Source organism: Pseudomonas sp. S31, from assembly GCF_016648105.1.
Lineage (GTDB): Bacteria > Pseudomonadota > Gammaproteobacteria > Pseudomonadales > Pseudomonadaceae > Aquipseudomonas.
Genome location: NZ_JACVVE010000014.1, coordinates 1 through 18,309 on the forward strand (window position 1 = coordinate 1; position 18,309 = coordinate 18,309).

19 protein-coding genes are annotated in these 18,309 nt (G+C 64.2%); 11 read left to right on the top strand and 8 right to left on the bottom strand.

Going from position 1 to position 18,309, the window contains the following annotated elements:
* The first annotated feature begins 267 nt into the window (after nt 1-267).
* The 7 genes from IAE37_RS12445 (at nt 268) to IAE37_RS12475 (ending at nt 5,171) form a co-directional block, all read left to right on the top strand.
* Nucleotides 268-1,647, top strand: coding sequence for a nucleobase:cation symporter-2 family protein (locus IAE37_RS12445; protein WP_201174010.1), 1,380 nt, complete (start codon nt 268-270; stop codon nt 1,645-1,647).
* Nucleotides 1,648-1,734: 87 nt separating this feature from the next.
* Nucleotides 1,735-2,127, top strand: a complete 393-nt coding sequence (tusD, locus tag IAE37_RS12450; protein WP_201174013.1) for a sulfurtransferase complex subunit TusD — start codon at nt 1,735-1,737, stop codon at nt 2,125-2,127.
* Between the two features lies 1 nt (nt 2,128).
* Nucleotides 2,129-2,488, top strand: a complete 360-nt coding sequence (tusC, locus tag IAE37_RS12455; protein ID WP_201174016.1) for a sulfurtransferase complex subunit TusC — start codon at nt 2,129-2,131, stop codon at nt 2,486-2,488.
* Entirely contained in the window at nt 2,488-2,784 is a 297-nt protein-coding gene (gene tusB / locus IAE37_RS12460; protein ID WP_201174019.1) for a sulfurtransferase complex subunit TusB, read from the top strand. The genes tusC and tusB overlap by 1 nt, the downstream gene beginning before the upstream one ends.
* The gene (locus IAE37_RS12465; protein WP_201174020.1) at nt 2,781-3,116 is read left to right on the top strand and encodes a TusE/DsrC/DsvC family sulfur relay protein; all 336 of its coding nucleotides are present in this window, start codon (nt 2,781-2,783) and stop codon (nt 3,114-3,116) included. The genes tusB and IAE37_RS12465 overlap by 4 nt, the downstream gene beginning before the upstream one ends.
* Complete coding sequence (locus tag IAE37_RS12470) at nt 3,113-4,117, top strand: glycosyl transferase family protein (protein WP_201174021.1); 1,005 nt, start codon at nt 3,113-3,115, stop codon at nt 4,115-4,117. Before IAE37_RS12465 ends, IAE37_RS12470 begins: the two co-directional genes overlap by 4 nt.
* A gap of 94 nt (nt 4,118-4,211) precedes the next feature.
* Nucleotides 4,212-5,171 carry a glutathione S-transferase family protein gene (locus tag IAE37_RS12475; protein ID WP_201174022.1) on the top strand — a complete coding sequence of 320 codons (960 nt, stop codon included), beginning with the start codon at nt 4,212-4,214 and terminating at the stop codon, nt 5,169-5,171.
* Nucleotides 5,172-5,307: 136 nt separating this feature from the next.
* Here IAE37_RS12475 and cysG read toward each other — a convergent pair whose 3' ends face one another.
* The 6 genes from cysG to IAE37_RS12505 all read right to left on the bottom strand — a co-directional run bounded on the left by cysG (nt 5,308) and on the right by IAE37_RS12505 (nt 12,963).
* Nucleotides 5,308-6,699, bottom strand: a complete 1,392-nt coding sequence (gene cysG, locus IAE37_RS12480) for a siroheme synthase CysG (protein ID WP_201174023.1) — start codon at nt 6,697-6,699, stop codon at nt 5,308-5,310.
* Nucleotides 6,700-7,980, bottom strand: coding sequence for a serine--tRNA ligase (serS, locus tag IAE37_RS12485; RefSeq protein WP_201174024.1), 1,281 nt, complete (start codon nt 7,978-7,980; stop codon nt 6,700-6,702).
* Nucleotides 7,981-8,010: 30 nt separating this feature from the next.
* On the bottom strand, nt 8,011-8,385 hold the full coding sequence (crcB, locus tag IAE37_RS12490) for a fluoride efflux transporter CrcB (protein ID WP_201174026.1): 375 nt from the start codon (nt 8,383-8,385) through the stop codon (nt 8,011-8,013).
* Complete coding sequence (locus IAE37_RS12495; protein ID WP_201174028.1) at nt 8,382-9,707, bottom strand: replication-associated recombination protein A; 1,326 nt, start codon at nt 9,705-9,707, stop codon at nt 8,382-8,384. Before IAE37_RS12495 ends, crcB begins: the two co-directional genes overlap by 4 nt.
* Nucleotides 9,708-9,719: 12 nt before the next feature.
* Nucleotides 9,720-10,343, bottom strand: a complete 624-nt coding sequence (lolA, locus tag IAE37_RS12500) for an outer membrane lipoprotein chaperone LolA (protein WP_201174031.1) — start codon at nt 10,341-10,343, stop codon at nt 9,720-9,722.
* Between the two features lie 61 nt (nt 10,344-10,404).
* A complete protein-coding gene (locus tag IAE37_RS12505) occupies nt 10,405-12,963 on the bottom strand; it encodes a DNA translocase FtsK (protein ID WP_442967817.1) in 2,559 nt (852 codons plus the stop codon).
* 304 nt (nt 12,964-13,267) lie between these two features.
* Here IAE37_RS12505 and aat point away from each other — a divergent pair, with 304 nt between their 5' ends.
* From aat to infA, 3 genes are all read left to right on the top strand, one after another.
* The gene (aat, locus tag IAE37_RS12510) at nt 13,268-13,948 is read left to right on the top strand and encodes a leucyl/phenylalanyl-tRNA--protein transferase (protein WP_201174036.1); all 681 of its coding nucleotides are present in this window, start codon (nt 13,268-13,270) and stop codon (nt 13,946-13,948) included.
* A 57-nt stretch (nt 13,949-14,005) separates the two neighbouring features.
* A complete protein-coding gene (locus IAE37_RS12515) occupies nt 14,006-14,713 on the top strand; it encodes an arginyltransferase (RefSeq protein ID WP_201174038.1) in 708 nt (235 codons plus the stop codon).
* A gap of 104 nt (nt 14,714-14,817) precedes the next feature.
* Nucleotides 14,818-15,036 carry a translation initiation factor IF-1 gene (infA, locus tag IAE37_RS12520; protein WP_002553999.1) on the top strand — a complete coding sequence of 73 codons (219 nt, stop codon included), beginning with the start codon at nt 14,818-14,820 and terminating at the stop codon, nt 15,034-15,036.
* A gap of 80 nt (nt 15,037-15,116) precedes the next feature.
* On the opposite strand, the gene clpA is transcribed toward infA, so the two are convergent.
* Together clpA and clpS are read right to left on the bottom strand one after the other, a co-directional pair.
* Nucleotides 15,117-17,387 (bottom strand): ATP-dependent Clp protease ATP-binding subunit ClpA, encoded by a 2,271-nt coding sequence (gene clpA / locus IAE37_RS12525; protein WP_201174039.1) that lies wholly within the window; start codon nt 17,385-17,387, stop codon nt 15,117-15,119.
* Between the two features lie 30 nt (nt 17,388-17,417).
* Nucleotides 17,418-17,780, bottom strand: coding sequence for an ATP-dependent Clp protease adapter ClpS (gene clpS, locus IAE37_RS12530; RefSeq protein WP_003251220.1), 363 nt, complete (start codon nt 17,778-17,780; stop codon nt 17,418-17,420).
* A gap of 230 nt (nt 17,781-18,010) precedes the next feature.
* Between clpS and cspD the strand changes: the two genes are divergently transcribed.
* Nucleotides 18,011-18,277: a cold shock domain-containing protein CspD gene (gene cspD, locus IAE37_RS12535; RefSeq protein ID WP_201174040.1), complete on the top strand. Its 267-nt coding sequence runs from the start codon at nt 18,011-18,013 to the stop codon at nt 18,275-18,277.
* The last annotated feature ends 32 nt before the right edge of the window (nt 18,278-18,309 follow it).

Consider the following 18,309-nt stretch of genomic DNA (forward strand, 5'->3'; position numbering starts at 1 on the left):
GAAACAAGCGTAGGAGCGAGCGCAGCTCGCGATGCGCCGCGCGGGCGGCGCTCGATTTCATAGGCGCCCCATCACTACCAGTAAACCTTCCCCCGATAATCAGTGAAGATCCTTCATTCATCCTTGCTCCACGGCCGCGAATTGACCTGAAAGTCAGCTTATTGAACGAATAGCCGGCGATCTTGCCGGGATCGTGCCTGCCACTACCGCAATCGCGCGCCACCCCGTAGAATGCGCTCCCTTTTTTCTTGCCGGACAGCTTCTTCGATGAGCACACACGAACACAGCCCAGGCGCGGCGGCGCCTGCCAATGAACTGGTGCTTGGCCTCGAGGACAAACCGCGACTGCTGATCGGCCTGCTGGCGGCGCTGCAACACCTGCTGGCGATCATCGTGCCGATCGTCACCCCGGGGCTGCTGATCTGCCAGGCGCTGGGGGTTTCCGCACGCGATACCAACCTGATCGTGTCCATGTCGTTGGTGATTTCCGGTATCGCCACCTTCATCCAGTGCAAGCGCTTCGGGCCGTTCGGCGCCGGGCTGCTGATCGTGCAGGGCACCAGCTTCAACTTCGTCGGCCCGCTGATCGCCGGTGGTGCGCTGATGGTCAAGCAAGGCACGCCGGTGGAAGGCGTGATGGCCGCGATCTTCGGGGTGGTGATTGCTGGCTCGTTCGTCGAGATGGGCGTGTCGCGCATCCTGCCGTTCGTCAAACGCCTGATCACTCCACTGGTGACCGGCATCGTGGTACTCATGATCGGCCTGACCTTGATCAAGGTCGGCCTGATCAGCATGGGTGGCGGCTTCGGTGCCATGGCCAATGGCACCTTCGCCAATGGCGAGAACCTGCTGCTGTCGGGCGTGGTGCTGGCGATCATCGTCATCCTCAACCGGATTCCGGTGGTGTGGATGCGCAGTTGCGCCATCGTCATCGCCCTGGCCGTGGGTTACGCGCTGGCGGGCTACCTGGGGCGCCTGGACTTCACCGGCATGCACGAGGCGGCGCTGTTCCAGGTGCCGACGCCGCTGCACTTCGGCCTGGGCTTCTCCTGGGCGTTGTTCATTCCGATGCTGGTCATCTACCTGGTGACCTCGCTGGAAGCCATTGGTGACGTGACCGCCACCAGCAAGGTGTCGCGCCAGCCGGTCGAGGGGCCGGTGTGGATGCAGCGGATCAAGGGCGGCGTGCTGGTCAACGGCGCCAACTCGCTGCTGGCCGGGCTGTTCAATACCTTCCCTAGCTCGATCTTCGCCCAGAACAATGGGGTGATCCAGCTGACCGGTATCGCCAGCCGCCATATCGGCGTATGGATTGCGCTGATGCTGGTGCTGCTGGGCCTGTTCCCGAGCGTTGCCGGGGTGATCCAGGCCGTGCCGGAGCCGGTGCTGGGTGGTGCAGCGATGGTGATGTTCGGTGCGGTGGCGGCTTCGGGGATCAATATCCTGGCCAGTACCCGGCTGGACCGCCGTGCGCTGCTGATCATCGCGGTGTCGCTGGCTCTGGGGCTGGGTGTGGCCCAGGTGCCGGAGTTCCTGGCGCACATGCCGGCAGCGATTCGCAATGTGCTGGAATCGGGCGTGGCGACTGGGGGTATCTGTGCGCTGGTGCTGAACTGGTTCCTGCCGGAGAGCAAGGAAAACGCCTGATCCGCGCTTGCCTTGCCGACCAAGCCCGCGCCCACTTGCGCGGGCTTTTTGCTTTATCATGGCGGCATTCCTTTGCACGAGTTGCCCATGAAATTCGCTATCGCGGTTTTTTCCCCGGCCCATGCGCCCTCCTCGCGTCGCGCCCTGCGCTTTGCCGAGGCGGTGCTGGCGGGCGGGCATGAGATTGCCCGGCTGTTCTTCTACCAAGACGGCGTGCACAGCGCCTCGGCCAACGTGGTCACGCCCCAGGATGAACAGGACATCGCTGCCCAGTGGCGCGCCTTCATCGAGATCAACAAGCTCGACGCGGTGGTCTGTATCGCAGCTGCCCTGCGCCGCGGCGTACTCGACGAAGCCGAAGCCAATCGCTACCAGCGCCCGGCGGTGAACCTGCCCAAGCCTTGGGAGCTGTCTGGCCTGGGCCAGCTGCACGAGGCCGCGCAAACCGCGGACCGCCTGGTCTGCTTCGGAGGCGACTGAAATGGCCAAATCCCTGTTGATCATCAGCCGCCAGGCGCCGTGGAACGGCCCATCCGCCCGTGAGGCACTGGATATCGCCCTGGCTGGCGGCGCCTTCGACCTGCCCCTGGGCATGCTGTTCCTCGATGATGGCGTGCTCCAGTTGGCGCCCGGCCAACAGCCAGCCGCCGTGGAGCAGAAGAACCTCGCTGCCAACCTGCAGGCCCTGCCGATGTTCGGCGTCGACGAATTGTTCGCCTGCCAGTACAGCCTGGCCCGCCGCGGCCTGGCCGCAGACAACCTGGAGCTGCCGGTGCAAGTGCTGGACGACGCCGCGCTGAAGGCCCTGATTGCCCGTTTCGACCAAGTGGTGACGCTCTGATGGCAACCCTGCACCTGTTATCCCACTCCCCTTTCAGTGATGAGCGGCTGGGCAGCTGCCTGCGCCTGCTGGGTGCCGACGATGGCCTGCTGTTGAGCGGCGATGCCGTCTACGCCCTGCGCGCCGGCACCGATACCCTGCGCCAACTGCAGGCCGCCGGGCTCGAACAGCGCCTGTTCGCCCTGGAGGAAGACCTGCACGCCCGCGCCATCAGCAGCGACCTGGCCAAGGCCGTGGACTATCCGGCTTTCGTCACACTGTCGCTGCACTACGACAAGGTCAACAGCTGGCTATGAGCACCCTGACTGTCGGCGACAACGCCATCGCTTTGGACAAGGACGGTTTCCTGGTCGACCTGCAAGACTGGTCACCCGCCGTGGCCGAGGCGCTCGCTGCCCGCGAGGCCATCGCCCTGACCCCCGACCACTGGGAAGTCCTCGAACTGCTGCGCCAGTTCTATGCCGAGTACCAGCTGTCGCCGGCCACCCGGCCTCTCATCAAGTACACCGCGCTCAAGCTGGGCGTGGAAAAGGGCAATAGCCCGCACCTGAACCGCCTGTTCAACGGCACCCCCGCCAAACTCGCCGCCAAGCTGGCGGGCCTGCCCAAGCCGACCAACTGCATATGACCGAACCGCTTCCGCTGACCCTGCAAACCCCGGCCGAACACCCATTCGCCGAATTCGTGCGCATCCTTGGCAAAGGCAAGCGCGGTGCCCGTGGCCTGACTCGCGAGGAAGCCCGGGCAGCCATGACCCTGCTGCTCGAGGGCAAGGTCGAGGACACCCAGCTGGGCGCCTTCCTCATGCTGCTGCGGCACAAGGAGGAAAGCGCCGAAGAGCTGGCAGGCTTCACCGAGGCCCTGCGCAAGTACCTCGACGCGCCGAGCATCGCCGTGGACATCGACTGGCCGACCTATGCCGGCAAGCGCCGGCACCTGCCGTGGTACCTGCTGGCGGCCAAGTGCCTGGCCGCCAATGGCGTGCGTATCCTGCTGCACGGCGCCGGCGCGCACACCGCCGGCCGGCTGTACACCGAGCAAGTGCTCGGGTTGCTGCAGATCCCGCTGTGCCGCAACTGGCAGCAAGTCGGCGAGGCCCTGGAGCAACAGCAGCTGGCGTTCTTCCCGCTGCAGGACTGGGCACCGCAGCTGCAGCGCATGATCGACCTGCGCAACACCCTCGGCCTGCGCTCGCCGATCCATTCCCTGGCCCGGGTGCTCAACCCGCTGGGCGCACGCTGCGGCCTGCAAAGCATCTTCCACCCCGGCTACCAGGCCGTGCATCGCGAAGCCAGCCAGCTGCTCGGCGACCATGCCATCGTGATCAAGGGCGATGGCGGCGAAATCGAGGTCAACCCCGATACCATCAGCCACCTCTATGGCACCACCGCTGGTCAGGCCTGGGACGAAGAATGGCCGGCAATGAGCGAACGGCGCCATGTGAAACCGGCGAGCCTCGAACCTGAGCGACTGCTGGCAGTGTGGCGCGGCGAGGCCGAGGACAGCTATGGCGAGATGGCCGTGATCGCGACCATGGCCCTTGCCTTGCGTGGCCTGGGCAATACGCAGGAGCAGGCATTCGAGCAGGCGCGCGGCTACTGGAGCCAACGCAACCGATCGAACAAGTAGATAATTCTGGCGCGGTATTTGCGCTATTTATTCGAACGTTTTTCTCTAGACTGGGCTCCAACGACAAACAACTTATGTTTCCGAGGAGCTCAGCATGGGCCTTTTGATCGATGGCCGCTGGCACGACCAGTGGTATGAAAACGGCAAGGACGGCACGTTCAAGCGTGAGAATGCCCAGCGCCGCAACCCACTGCCTGCTGCCGAGGCCGGCCGTTATCACCTGTATGTGTCGCTGGCCTGCCCATGGGCCCACCGCACCCTGATCCTGCGCGCCCTCAAGGGCCTGGATTCATTGATCGACGTGTCCGTGGTCAGCTGGTTGATGCAGGACCATGGCTGGACCTTCGATACTCAGCAAGGCTCCAGCGGCGATCACCTGGACGCCCTGCAGTACCTGCACCAGCGCTACACTCAGGACGACCCGCACTACACCGGGCGCGTCACCGTACCGGTGCTGTGGGACAAGAAAGAGAAACGCATCGTCAACAACGAGTCGTCGGAGATCATCCGCATCTTCAACAGCGCCTTCGACGAGCTGACCGGCAACCGCCTGGACCTGTACCCCAAACCCTTGCGCCCGACCATCGAAGCGCTCAACGAGCGGATCTACCCGGCGGTGAACAACGGCGTGTACCGCGCAGGCTTCGCCACCACGCAGGATGCCTACGAGGCGGCGTTCGACGATGTGTTCAACGAGCTGGACTACCTGGAAGACCTGCTGGGCCGCAACCGCTACCTGGCCGGCGAGTACCTGACCGAGGCCGATGTGCGGCTGTTCACCACGCTGGTGCGCTTCGATGCGGTGTATCACGGCCACTTCAAGTGCAACCTGCGACGCTTGAGCGATTACCCGAACCTGTCCAACTGGCTGCGTGAGCTGTACCAGTGGCCAGGGGTGGCGCAGACGGTGAACATGGAGCACATCCAGAAGCACTACTACATGAGCCACAAGACCATCAACCCGAATGGGATCGTGCCCAAGGGGCCGCTGCAGGATTTCAATCTGCCGCATGACCGGGAGCGGTTGGCGGGGAAAGGGATCTGGCGGGGTTGAGATGGCTGGGGCTGCGTTGCAGCCCATTCGCGGGGTAAGCCCGCTCCCACACAGGAAGCTCACCGGTCTCGAGGACCGTCCAGCCTGTGGGAGCGGGCTAGCCCCGCGAATGGGCCGCAAAGCGGCCCCAGCCATTTCAGCTGTTCTGCGCCCCTTCGAACCAGGCCAGCTTGTCGCGCAACTGCACCACTTCCCCGACGATCACCAGGGTTGGCGCATGTACTTCGTGCCGGGCGACCAGATCTGGCAAGTCTGCCAGCGTACCGGTGAACACCCGCTGGTTGCGCGTGGTGCCCTGCTGCACCAGCGCCGCCGGCGTGCTTGCGGCGCGCCCATGGCGGATCAGCTCGGCGCAGATGGTCGGCAAGCCCACCAGCCCCATGTAGAACACCAAGGTCTGCGCCGGTGCCACCAGATCGTCCCAAGGCAGGTTGCTGGTGCCGTCCTTCAGGTGCCCGGTGACGAAACGCACCGACTGGGCATAGTCGCGGTGGGTCAGCGGAATCCCGCCGTAGGCGGAGCAACCGCTGGCCGCAGTAATCCCTGGCACCACCTGGAACGGAATACCCTGCTCGGCCAGCTCCTCGATCTCTTCGCCACCCCGGCCGAAGATGAACGGATCGCCGCCCTTCAGGCGCAGCACGCGCTTGCCCTGCTGGGCCAGGTCGACCAACAGACGGTTGATCTGCTCTTGCGGCACGGCATGGTCGGCGCGGCGCTTGCCCACATAGATGCGCTCGGCATCACGCCGGCACATCTCGATGATTGCAGGCGCAACCAGGCGGTCGTACAGCACCACGTCGGCTTGCTGCATCAGGCGCAGGGCGCGGAAGGTCAGCAGGTCCGGATCACCCGGCCCGGCACCCACCAGGTAGACCTCACCGCCTTGCTGAACCGGTGCGCCATCGACCATCGCCTGCAGCAGGCGCTCGGCTTCAGCACCCTGCCCGGCCAACTGGCGTTCGGCAACCGGCCCCTGGAACACGGCTTCCCAGAAGCCTCGGCGCTGGTTGACGTCCGGGTACAGGCTTTTGACCTGGCGCCGGAAGCGCGCAGCCAGCCCGGCCAGTTCGCCATAGGCCGAAGGGATCCAGGCCTCGAGCTTGGCCCGGATCAGGCGCGCCAGCACCGGTGCATCACCGCCGCTGGACACCGCGATCACCAGGGGTGAGCGGTCGACGATCGCCGGAAAGATCACCGTGCACAGGGCCGGCGCATCCACCACGTTGACCGGCAGGCTGCGCGCCTGGGCGTCCGCCGAGACCTGGGCGTTGAGCGCGGAGTCGTCGGTGGCCGCGATGACCAGGCGGCAACCCTCCAGGTCGCCGGCCCGGTAGCCGCGCACCAGCACTTCACCGCCGCCCTCGCGAGCCAGCCTGGCCAGCTGGCCATCCACATCGGGCGCCACCACACGCAGCGCCGCGCCGGCATCAGCCAGCAGGCGCGCCTTGCGCAGAGCGATCTCACCGCCGCCGACGACCAGCACGCGGCCGCCCTGCAGCTTGTGAAACAGTGGCAGGTATTCCATTTAGCGGATGACCTCGACACCGCCCATGTACGGCTTGAGCACCTCCGGCACGCGAATCGAGCCATCGGCCTGCTGGTAGTTCTCCAGCACCGCCACCAGGGTGCGACCCACGGCCAGGCCGGAACCGTTCAGGGTATGCACCAGTTCGGGCTTGCCGGTTTCCGGATTGCGCCAGCGGGCCTGCATGCGGCGGGCCTGGAAGTCGCCGCAGTTGGAGCAGGAGCTGATTTCGCGGTATTTGTCCTGGCTCGGCACCCACACTTCCAGGTCGTAGGTCTTCACGGCGCTGAAGCCCATGTCGCCGGTGCACAGGGCCAGCACGCGGTACGGCAGCTCCAGGGCCTGCAATACGCGCTCGGCGTTGGCAGTCAGGCCCTCCAGGGCTTCCATCGACTTCGACGGCTCGACCACCTGGACCATCTCGACCTTGTCGAACTGGTGCTGGCGGATCATGCCGCGAGTATCGCGGCCGGAGGCGCCGGCCTCGCTGCGGAAGCACGGGGTGTGGGCGACGTACTTGATCGGCAGCTGCTTGGCGTCGAGGATCTCGCCCGCCACCAGGTTGGTCAGCGACACTTCGGCGGTCGGGATCAGGTAGAAGTCGGCCTCGCCTTCGCGGCTGATCTTGAACAGGTCTTCCTCGAACTTCGGCAACTGGCCGGTGCCTTGCAGCGCCGGGGCTTGCACCAGGTACGGGGTGTAGGCCTCTTCGTAGCCGTGCTCGGCGGTGTGCAGGTTGATCATGAACTGCGCCAGGGCACGGTGCAGACGGGCGATTGGCCCACGCAGCACGGCGAAGCGGGCGCCGGACAGCTTGGCCGCGGCCTCGAAGTCCAGGCCGCCGCTGATCTCACCCAGGGCGACGTGATCCTTGATCTCGAAATCGAAGGCTGTCGGGGTGCCCCAGCGGCGCACTTCGACGTTGTCGTCTTCGCTCGCGCCCACCGGCACGCTGGCGTCCGGCAGGTTGGGGATGGTCAGCACGATGCCGTCGAGCTCGGCCTGGATGGCGTCCAGCTCGGTCTTGCCAGCGGCCAGTTCGTTGGCCATGCGCTCGACGTCGGCCATCAGCGGCGCGATGTCCTCGCCCTTGGCCTTGGCCTGGCCGATGGACTTGGAACGGGCGTTACGCTCGGCCTGCAGTTGCTCGGTGCGGGTCTGCACCGACTTGCGGCGCTCTTCCAGTGATTCGATGCGCGCGACATCCAGGCTGAAGCCACGGGAGGCCAGGCGATCCGCCACTTCCTGAAGTTGGCCGCGTAACAGTTTGGAATCGAGCATATCGTTCTCTCGTTATAGGTAGGTGTTGGTTCAGAAACGGGTCAGGGACAGGCCAGCCCAGGTGGCCAGGAGCCCGCCCACCACGCTGATAGTGGTATAGCCCAAGGCCAGTGGCACTTGCCCGCTTTCCATCAGGCGCACGGTGTCGAGCGAAAAGGACGAAAAGGTGGTCAGACCGCCGAAAAAACCGACGATCAGGCCGGCGCGCAGCTCCACCGGCACGAACGGCTTGTGTAGGAACAGCCCGTAGAGCAGGCCAATGAGCAGGCAGCCCACCAGGTTGACCGCCAGCGTACCGGTATAATAGTGCTGCGGCCAGCGCGCCACGACCCAGTTGGAGGTGGCGAAGCGCAACAGGGTACCGGCGGTGCCACCGGCACTGACGGCCAGGATGAGTGCGATCACGGTTTTCTCCGTTGCCGTGGGCTGTTGCGGTCGAGGTCCGCCAGGTGGCGCAGCTTCTCGCCGATCTTCAGCTCCAGACCCCGCGGCACCGGTTGGTAGTACTGGCGGGGCTCGAGTTGATCGGGGAAGTAGTCCTCGCCCGCCGCGTAGGCGTCGGGCTCGTCGTGGGCGTAGCGGTATTCGTCGCCATAGCCCAACTGCTTCATCAGCTTGGTCGGGGCGTTGCGCAGATGCAGCGGCACTTCCAGCGAGCCGTGCTCGGCGGCCTCGCGCAGGGCGGTCTTGAAGCCCGTGTACACGGCATTGCTCTTGGGTGCGCAGGCGATGTAGGTGATGGCCTGAGCCACCGCCAGCTCACCCTCCGGGCTGCCCAGGCGCTCCTGCACGTCCCAGGCCGCCAGGCACAGGCTCAACGCCCGGGGGTCGGCGTTGCCGATGTCCTCGCTGGCCATGCGCACCACGCGCCGGGCGATGTAGAGCGGGTCGCAACCGCCGTCGAGCATGCGTGCGAACCAGTACAGCGCGGCATCGGGATTGGAGCCACGCACCGATTTGTGCAGCGCCGATATCTGGTCGTAGAAGGCTTCGCCGCCCTTGTCGAAACGACGGCGGCTGTCGCCCAGCAGGCTCTGCAGCATCTCGACGTCGATCTCGCTGCCGTCCTCGGCCAGGTCCGAGGCGTTTTCCAGGAAGTTGAGCATACGCCGGCCATCGCCATCGGCGGCGGCCATCAACATCTTGAAGGCATCGTCGCCAACCCGCAGGTTGCGCTTGCCCAGGCCGCGCTCTTCGCTCAGCGCGCGGTTGACCAGCTTGCGCAGCGCCGCTTCGTCCAGGCTCTTGAGCACGTATACCCGGGCCCGCGACAGCAGCGCGTTGTTCAGCTCGAACGACGGGTTTTCGGTAGTGGCGCCGATGAACAGCAGCGTGCCGTCTTCCACATAGGGCAGGAAGGCATCCTGCTGCGACTTGTTGAAACGGTGCACCTCGTCGACGAACAGGATGGTGCGCCGGCCGTACTGCCCGGCCTGCTGCTTGGCCACCTCGACCGCCTGGCGAATCTCCTTGACCCCGGCCAGTACCGCCGAAACGGTTTCGAAGTGAGCGTCGCAGAACTGCGCCAGCAGCCGCGCCAGGGTGGTCTTGCCCACGCCTGGCGGGCCCCAGAAGATCATCGAGTGCAGCGCACCCTGCTCCAGCGCCTCGCGCAGCGGCTTGCCGCGTGCCAGCAGGTGCTCCTGGCCGACGTACTCATCCAGGTTGGACGGACGCAGGCGGGCAGCCAGGGGCTGGGCAACGGGTTCGCTTCGAAACAGGTCCATCACGGCCTCGGGTTACTCCTGGATGATGTCCGCGCCTTTCGGGACATCGAACTTGAACGTGCTGTCAGGCACTGCGGTGTTGGCCTTGACCCCGTTGAACAGGATATTGGTGCGCTGGCCAACGCTGTCGACCAGTTGCATGTCGTTGATCAGGCCCTTGCGGAACGATACGCGCAGCGAGTCGAACAGGGTGTCCTTGGTTTTCGGCTTGAGGGTGAAGTCCATGACATCGCCCTGTTCCTTGGAGGTGATGTCGAAGCTCTGGCTGATCTTCGACACGTCACCGGACAGCAGCAGCGCCGGGGTCTGGTTCAGGCGCACGTCGAGCTTCTTGATGGTCGCCTGCTCGAGGTCCGGGTCCCACAGGGTGACGTTCTTGCCGTCGGACACCACCACCTGCTCCTGCGGCGCATCGGTGTGCCAATAGAACAGGCCCGGGCGCTTGACGGTCATCTTGCCAGAGGTTTCCTGCAGGCTGGTACCGCCGGCGTCGAGGGTCAGCTGGGAGAAGTTGGCCTGGATGGTCTGCGACTTTTCCAGCAACTGGGTCAGGCGCTGTACGTCTTGCTCACCGGCATAAGCAGTAACCGAGCCCAGGGTCAGGGCAGAAACCAACAGCATGCGAATCGCGCGCATGGGAATCCTCATCGAGCATTGAATAGGCCGGGCGCCACCGTTGGCGCCCGGCAAGTGTCCATCAGTCGCGCGGGCCGCCCGGGGCAATCACTTCCCGCGAGCCGTTGCTGTTCATCGGGGTGACCACGCCGGCCATCTCCATGGCTTCGATCATGCGTGCGGCGCGGTTGTAGCCGATCTTCAGCTTGCGCTGCACCGCCGAGATCGAGGCGCGGCGGCTTTCCAGCACGAACTGCACGGCTTCATCATACAGGGCGTCGCTTTCCGAATCTTCACCATCGCCACCGCCACCGCCACCTTCGAAGCCGCTGCCGGCCTCTTCCACGCCGTTGAGGATGTCGTCGTTGTAGTCAGGGGCGCCACGCAGCTTCCAGGCCTCGACCACACGGTGCACCTCGTCATCGGAAACGAACGCGCCGTGCACGCGGATCGGCAGGCTGGTGCCCGGAGGCATGTACAGCATGTCGCCGTGGCCGAGCAGCTGTTCGGCGCCGCCCTGGTCGATGATGGTCCGCGAGTCGATCTTGCTCGACACCTGGAACGCCATGCGGGTCGGGATGTTGGCCTTGATCAGGCCGGTGATCACGTCCACCGACGGGCGCTGCGTGGCGAGGATCAGGTGGATACCGGCAGCCCGCGCTTTCTGGGCGATACGGGCGATCAGCTCTTCGACCTTCTTGCCGACGATCATCATCATGTCGGCGAACTCATCGACCACCACTACGATGGTCGGCAGGGTCTTCAGCGCGGGCGGCTCGTCGTCCATGCTTTCGCGGCGGTACAGCGGATCGTGGATGATCTCGCCAGCGTCCTGGGCGTCCTTGACCTTGCGGTTGAAGCCCGCCAGGTTACGCACGCCCATGGCCGCCATCAGCTTGTAGCGGCGCTCCATCTCGGCCACGCTCCAGCGCAGGGCGTTGGCGGCGTCCTTCATGTCGGTGACCACCGGGCACAGCAGGTGCGGAATGCCTTCGTAGATCGACAGTTCGAGCATCTTCGGGTCGATCATGATCAGCCGCGCATCTTCCGGGCTGGACTTGAACAGGATCGACAGGATCATCGCGTTCACACCCACCGACTTACCAGAACCGGTGGTACCCGCCACCAGCAGGTGCGGCATCTTGGCGAGGTCGGTGATCACCGGCTTGCCGCCGATGTCGTGGCCCAGGGCCAGGGTGACCGGCGACTTCTGCTCGTCGTACTGGGGCGTGGCGAGCACTTCGGAGAAGCGCACCATCTGCCGGTTCTCGTTGGGAATCTCGATACCCACGGTGGTCTTGCCGGGGATCACTTCGACCACCCGCACACTGGTCACCGCCAGGGAGCGCGCCAGGTCCTTGGCCAGGTTGGCGATGCGGCTGACCTTCACGCCGGCAGCCGGCTGGATCTCGTACCGGGTAATGACCGGCCCAGGGTGGATGGAGTCCACCGAGACCTCGACGCCAAACTCCTTGAGCTTGATTTCCAGCAGTTGGCCGACACCAGCCAGCGACTCCGGCGAATACTCGATCTTCTTCTGCTCGGCCGGGTCGAGGATGGAGATCGACGGCAAGGTGCCTTCCACGGCGCTGTCTACGAACAGCGGCGCCTGCTTCTCCTTCATTACCCGCTTGCTTTGCTCCGGTACCCGGTCTGCGGCCGGAGGTACGATGGTCGGGGCCGCAGCGGGTTGCTCGCGGGGCACCACGGGGTTACGCGGTACCACGGGCTCGCGGGCGAGCGTGGGTTCACGCGGCACCACAGGCTCGCGGCCCAGGGTCGGCTCGCGAGGTTCGACCGGCTGCGCCGGCGCTTCTTCACGCTTGAACAGGCGCTCACGCAGGGCAGGCTTGGCCGGCTCGCGCTTGTCGGTGGCCTTCGGCCCCAGGTCGAACACCGGTTCGTCGACTTCACGCAGCTGCGCCACCAGGCGCTTGCGCTCGTTGCGCGCTTCCCACCAGCGGTTGGCCGCCCCTTGCACCAGTTCGAACAGGTCGAGGGTGATCTTGCCGGTCAGGTCCATCACCTTGAACCACGACAGGTCGGTGAACACAGTCAGGCCGAACAGGAACAGGGCGATGAACATCAGCGTGCTGCCCTGCACGTTCAGCAGGTTGCGCGCCAGGTCGCCGAGGCTTTCGCCCAAGGCGCCGCCAGCGGAGAACGGTATGCCGGTGGCCGGGTGGAAGTGGATATGCGCCAGGGCCGCGCCCGACAGCACCAGGAACACCAGCCCGATCAGCCGCCAGGAGAACAGCCAGCCGCTCCATTGCCAGGGCTGGTGGCGCTCGCGGAAGATCTGCCAGGTCTTGATCGCCAGCAGCAAGGGGAAGATATAGGCGAAATAGCCCAGCACCATGAACATGATGTCGGCAGACCAGGCACCGGCACGGCCGGCTGCGTTCTGCACCTGCTCGACGTTGCTCGTCTGGGTGAACGCCGGGTCATCCTTCGAATAGGTGATGAGCGCCATCCACAGGTACAGGCACAAGGCGCCGACTGCGATCAACGCGCCTTCCTTGAGGCGGTAATGCAGCTGCTGCCGCCACAAGGGCACGGGCAATGGAGCTGGGGTTGCGGTGGATTTCTTCAAAACGCGTCTATTCCTGCGCGTGCTGCGCGTCCAATAGGGATCGGCCAGGCATACGGCCAATGAACCACTACTTTTAACATTACTGCCCGCCAGCCGCCATGGCGGCACGCCATGAAGGGCTCGAGTGGGGGCGACTATCGTATGAGTGCAATTTGAGCATGCATTTTCTTTCGTGACAAAGGCTTATGCTGTGTTTTTGCACAGGTGTGACAGCAAATGTGCCAGATGGTGCCTGTGGCCATCCTAATGTGTAGGAAATTACATCTTGCGGGGGATGTTCCGGCCCTTGCATTGACCAGCAAAGCCGCACGCGCCATGCTGCCCTCTCCCCTCCCCTACCGCACGATAGACCATGCTCACTTGGCTCACCCGCGACTCGTTGACCTTCCCACCACTGGAAAAGGCCCTGCACGATCCCAATGGTCTGCTCGCGGCCGGTGGCGACCTGAGCGCCGAGCGGCTGGTGCGAGCCTATCGCCATGGCTGCTTCCCCTGGTACCAGGATGGCCAGCCGATCCTCTGGTGGTCGCCTGACCCACGCACCGTACTGTTCCCGGACGAGCTGCACGTGTCGCGCTCGCTGGCCAAGCTGATGCGCCAGGGCCGCTACCAGGTGAGCTTCGACAGCGACTTCCGCGCCGTCATCGACGCCTGCGCCGCGCCGCGCGACTACGCCGACGGCACCTGGATCACCGACAACATGCGCGACGCGTATTGCCAGCTGCATCAGCGCGGCATCGCCCACAGCGTCGAGGTGCGCCAGGACGGCGAGCTGGTCGGCGGCCTGTATGGCCTGGCCATGGGCCAGCTATTTTTCGGCGAGTCGATGTTCAGCCGCGCCGACAATGCCTCGAAGGTCGGTTTCGTGACCCTGGTCGAACATTTGCGCACTGCCGGCTTCGTACTCATCGACTGCCAGATGCCCACCAACCACCTGCACAGCCTCGGCGCCCGCGCCATCAGCCGCGCCCGGTTCGCCGAGTACCTGCGCCAGCATCTCGACCAGCCCAACAGCGCTACCTGGGTTTCCTAGGCGAGTTCTGCCAGCTGGCTTACACTTAAAGCAAAGTCTCACCGAGGGGGGTTGATCATGACAGAGCTGGCGCGGCTGAAGTTCTATGCCACTCAGCCCCACTCCTGCAGCTATCTGCCGGACGAGCAGGCGACCACCCTGTTCCTCGACCCTAGCCAGCCGATGGACGTGCACGTGTACGCCGATCTTTCGGAAATGGGCTTTCGGCGCAGTGGCGACCACCTCTACCGCCCCCATTGCCAGAACTGCAATGCCTGCGTGCCTGCGCGCATCCCGGCTGCCCGCTTCATCCCCAACCGCCAGCAACGGCGCATCCTCAAGCGCAACGCCGACCTGACCGTGACGGCCGCGCGGCCAGCGTTCAAGGAAGAGTACTTCGACCTGTACCGCCGCTACATCGAGACCCGCCACGCCGATGGCGACATGTACCCCCCAAGCCGCGACCAGTTCTCCACCTTCCTGGTCCGCGACCTGCCGTTCTGCTGGTTCTATGAGTTCCGCCTCGAAGGCCGCCTGCTGGCAGTGGCGGTGTGCGACCTGCTGCCCAACGGCCTGTCGGCGGTATACACCTTCTACGAGCCTGAAGAAGAACGCCGCAGCCTCGGCCGCTACGCCATCCTCTGGCAGATCACCGAAGCCCTGCGCCAGGACCTCGAGGCGGTGTACCTGGGCTACTGGATCAAGAACTGCAAGAAGATGAGCTACAAGACCCAGTACCGCCCCATCGAGCTGCTGATCAACCAACGCTGGGTCAGCCTCAACTGAAAGGCATTGGCTTGACACACAATTTTCGGGCATAATCCACGCCACTTTTTTTGCCCGGTGCGGTTATGCGTCGGGCTAACACTGGATACCGAGGGCTCTACTGCATGTCGAAAGAAGACAGCTTCGAAATGGAAGGTACTGTCGTCGACACCCTGCCCAACACCATGTTCCGCGTGGAGTTGGAAAACGGGCACGTCGTAACCGCGCACATCTCCGGAAAGATGCGCAAGAACTACATTCGTATTTTGACTGGCGACAAGGTCCGCGTCGAACTGACGCCGTACGACCTGAGCAAGGGCCGCATCACCTACCGTGCGCGCTAAGCTCCAGCCATGAAAAAGCCCGGCATGTGCCGGGCTTTTTTGTGGCCGCAAAAGCCGGGGCTGCTGCGCAGCCCCACTTGTCACGCAACCTCGGCCGTGGTCTCGAAGTCGAACACCAGTTCGCCATCGCGCAGGTCGACATGCACCACACCGCCGTGCTCGGCCAGCTCGCCGAACAGGATCTCCTCGGCCAGCGGCCGCTTGATCTTGTCTTGGATCAGCCGCGCCATCGGCCGTGCGCCCATCTGCACGTCGTAGCCCGAAGCCGCCAACCAGCCGCGGGCATCGTCGCTGACTTCCAGCAGCACACGCTTGTCTTCCAGTTGCGCCTGCAGTTCGATGAGGAACTTGTCGACGATGCTCTTGATCGTCTCGTGGCTCAGGCGGCCGAACTGGATGATGGTGTCCAGGCGGTTGCGGAACTCCGGCGTGAAGCTCTTGCGAATGACTTCCATGGCATCGGACGCGTGGTCCTGATGGGTGAAGCCGATCGAGGCCCGCGCGGCGGTTTCGGCGCCGGCGTTGGTGGTCATGATCAGGATCACGTTGCGGAAGTCGGCCTTGCGCCCGTTGTTGTCGGTCAGGGTCCCGTGGTCCATCACCTGCAGCAGCAGGTTGAAGACTTCGGGGTGGGCCTTCTCGATTTCGTCGAGCAGCAGCACACAATGCGGTTGCTTGGTGATCGCCTCGGTCAGCAGGCCACCCTGGTCGAACCCGACATAGCCAGGTGGCGCACCGATCAGTCGCGATACGGTATGCCGCTCCATGTACTCGGACATGTCGAAGCGTACCAGTTCGACGCCCAGCGCCTTGGCCAACTGCCGAGCCGCTTCGGTCTTGCCGACGCCGGTGGGGCCGGCGAACAGGAACGAACCGACCGGTTTGTCCGGTGCCTTGAGGCCGGCGCGCGACAGCTTGATGGCGGTAGCCAGCGAATCGATCGCGGCATCCTGGCCGAACACGGTCAGCTTCAGGTCGCGCTCGAGGTTGCGCAGCAGCTCCTTGTCGGAGCTGGTGACATGCTTCGGTGGAATCCGCGCGATCTTGGCCACGATGTCCTCGACCTGCGGCACCTCGATACGCTTGACGCGGCTGGCCTCGGGCTGCAGGCGCTGGTAGGCGCCGGCTTCGTCGATCACGTCGATGGCCTTGTCCGGCATGTGGCGGTCATTGATGTAGCGCGAGGCCAGCTCGGCCGCTGCGCGCAGGGCTTCGTCGCTGTACTCGATGTTGTGGTGGCTTTCGAAGCGCCCCTTCAGGCCCCGCAGGATGCCCACGGTGTCTTCCACCGACGGTTCGGTGACGTCGACCTTCTGGAAGCGCCGCGCCAGGGCCCGGTCCTTCTCGAAGATGCCGCGGAACTCCTGGAACGTGGTGGAGCCGATGCAGCGGATGTCGCCCGAGGACAACAGCGGCTTGAGCAGGTTGGAGGCATCCATCACCCCGCCCGACGCCGCACCGGCACCGATGATGGTGTGGATCTCGTCGATGAACAGGATGGCCTGCGGGCGCTTGCGCAGCTCACCGAGTAGCGCCTTGAAGCGCTTCTCGAAGTCGCCGCGGTACTTGGTACCGGCCAGCAGCGCGCCGAGGTCCAACGAGTACACCACGCTCTGCGCCAGCAGGTCGGGCACCTGGCCGTCGACGATGCGCTTGGCCAGGCCCTCGGCGATGGCGGTCTTGCCGACGCCGGCCTCCCCGACCAGCAGCGGGTTGTTCTTGCGCCGGCGAGCGAGGATCTGCGCCACGCGCTCGACTTCCTGCTCGCGCCCCACCAGGGGGTCGATACGCCCGGCACGGGCCAGTTCGTTGAGGTTGCTGGCATAGGCATCGAGCGGATTGCTGGAGGACGACGCCTCGCCACCCTCCTCGTCCTGCATGTCCTGATCGCCTTCGGTACTAGGGCCATGGCCCGGTACCTTGGAGATGCCATGGGCGATGTAGTTGACCACATCGATACGGGCCACGCTCTGCTGCTTGAGCAGGAACACGGCCTGGCTTTCCTGTTCGCTGAAGATCGCCACCAGCACATTGGCGCCGGTCACTTCGCGCTTGCCGGAGCTTTGCACGTGGAACACGGCGCGTTGCAGCACGCGCTGGAAGCCCAAGGTCGGCTGGGTCTCGCGGTCTTCATCATTGACCGGGATCAGCGGGGTGGTGGAATCGATGAACTCTTGCAGGTCGTGCTTGAGTTTGTCGAGATTGGCGCCACAGGCGCGCAGAACGGTCGCGGCAGCCTCATTGTCAAGGAGTGCCAAGAGCAGATGTTCGACGGTCATGAACTCATGACGCTTCGAACGGGCCTCCTTGAAGGCAAGATTGAGGGTGACTTCGAGCTCGCGGTTTAACATAGCTTCACCTCATACCCAAGTGGTCGGCGATTAACCGTCCTTCTCGATTTCACAGAGTAGCGGATGCTGGCTTTCCCTGGCGTATTGGTTGACCTGCATGGCCTTGGTTTCGGCGATGTCACGGGTAAACAATCCGCACACTGCCCGCCCCTCGGTATGGACGGTCAGCATGATCTTGGTCGCCAGCTCGCGATTCAGACTGAAGAACGTCTCGAGCACTTCGACGACGAAATCCATCGGTGTGTAGTCATCGTTGAACAAAACCACCTTGTACATCGGTGGCGCCTGCAGGATCGGCTTGGCTTCCTGAACCGCGAGACCAGAGCCATCGTCCTCGTTCGATTGCGGGCGATCCTGATTGAATGTTAGTCGAATCTCGCTAGGTGCATGCATGGAAAGAATTTCATCACGATCGACAGGTTAAGGTTGTGGGTTGACCGCTAAGGCCTTCGCTGGCGCGGGCGCCGCCTGACCTTGACTATCGGCAAAACGGTGTTACAACCAATAGGAACCCACCGTGGTCGATAAAGATCCGCGCAGTCAACCAGAATTTTCGCATGGTTCGTATGCGGATGAAGTGGATGATACTCCAGTGATGGAGTCCTTTGCAGAGGGACATAGGGATGGCAAGCGGCAAAGTCAAGTGGTTCAACAATGCCAAGGGCTACGGATTCATCAATGAAGACGGCAAGACCGATGATCTGTTCGCCCACTATTCGGCTATCCAGATGGACGGTTACAAGACGCTCAAAGCCGGACAGGCCGTGAGTTTCGACATCGTCCAAGGCCCTAAGGGGCTGCATGCGGTGGCGATCTCCAGCGCCGGCGCCAACGCAAGTATCGGTTCATCCGCCGAAACGTCGACCGCGACCGCTCAAGTCGAAGCCTGAGCCGGCCCCAGCAGGTAGACGAACGAAACGGC

Coding starts and splice junctions, on each gene's coding strand:
- IAE37_RS12475 (WP_201174022.1), top strand. CDS start 4,212: ATGGGCCTTTTGATCGATGGCCGCTGGCACGACCAGTGGTATGAAAAC.
- IAE37_RS12470 (WP_201174021.1), top strand. CDS start 3,113: ATGACCGAACCGCTTCCGCTGACCCTGCAAACCCCGGCCGAACACCCA.
- aat (WP_201174036.1), top strand. CDS start 13,268: ATGCTCACTTGGCTCACCCGCGACTCGTTGACCTTCCCACCACTGGAA.
- lolA (WP_201174031.1), bottom strand. CDS start 10,343: ATGCGCGCGATTCGCATGCTGTTGGTTTCTGCCCTGACCCTGGGCTCG.
- cspD (WP_201174040.1), top strand. CDS start 18,011: ATGGCAAGCGGCAAAGTCAAGTGGTTCAACAATGCCAAGGGCTACGGA.
- IAE37_RS12465 (WP_201174020.1), top strand. CDS start 2,781: ATGAGCACCCTGACTGTCGGCGACAACGCCATCGCTTTGGACAAGGAC.
- IAE37_RS12515 (WP_201174038.1), top strand. CDS start 14,006: ATGACAGAGCTGGCGCGGCTGAAGTTCTATGCCACTCAGCCCCACTCC.
- tusC (WP_201174016.1), top strand. CDS start 2,129: ATGGCCAAATCCCTGTTGATCATCAGCCGCCAGGCGCCGTGGAACGGC.
- infA (WP_002553999.1), top strand. CDS start 14,818: ATGTCGAAAGAAGACAGCTTCGAAATGGAAGGTACTGTCGTCGACACC.
- serS (WP_201174024.1), bottom strand. CDS start 7,980: ATGCTCGATTCCAAACTGTTACGCGGCCAACTTCAGGAAGTGGCGGAT.
- clpS (WP_003251220.1), bottom strand. CDS start 17,780: ATGCATGCACCTAGCGAGATTCGACTAACATTCAATCAGGATCGCCCG.
- tusD (WP_201174013.1), top strand. CDS start 1,735: ATGAAATTCGCTATCGCGGTTTTTTCCCCGGCCCATGCGCCCTCCTCG.
- clpA (WP_201174039.1), bottom strand. CDS start 17,387: ATGTTAAACCGCGAGCTCGAAGTCACCCTCAATCTTGCCTTCAAGGAG.
- tusB (WP_201174019.1), top strand. CDS start 2,488: ATGGCAACCCTGCACCTGTTATCCCACTCCCCTTTCAGTGATGAGCGG.
- IAE37_RS12445 (WP_201174010.1), top strand. CDS start 268: ATGAGCACACACGAACACAGCCCAGGCGCGGCGGCGCCTGCCAATGAA.
- cysG (WP_201174023.1), bottom strand. CDS start 6,699: ATGGAATACCTGCCACTGTTTCACAAGCTGCAGGGCGGCCGCGTGCTG.
- IAE37_RS12495 (WP_201174028.1), bottom strand. CDS start 9,707: ATGGACCTGTTTCGAAGCGAACCCGTTGCCCAGCCCCTGGCTGCCCGC.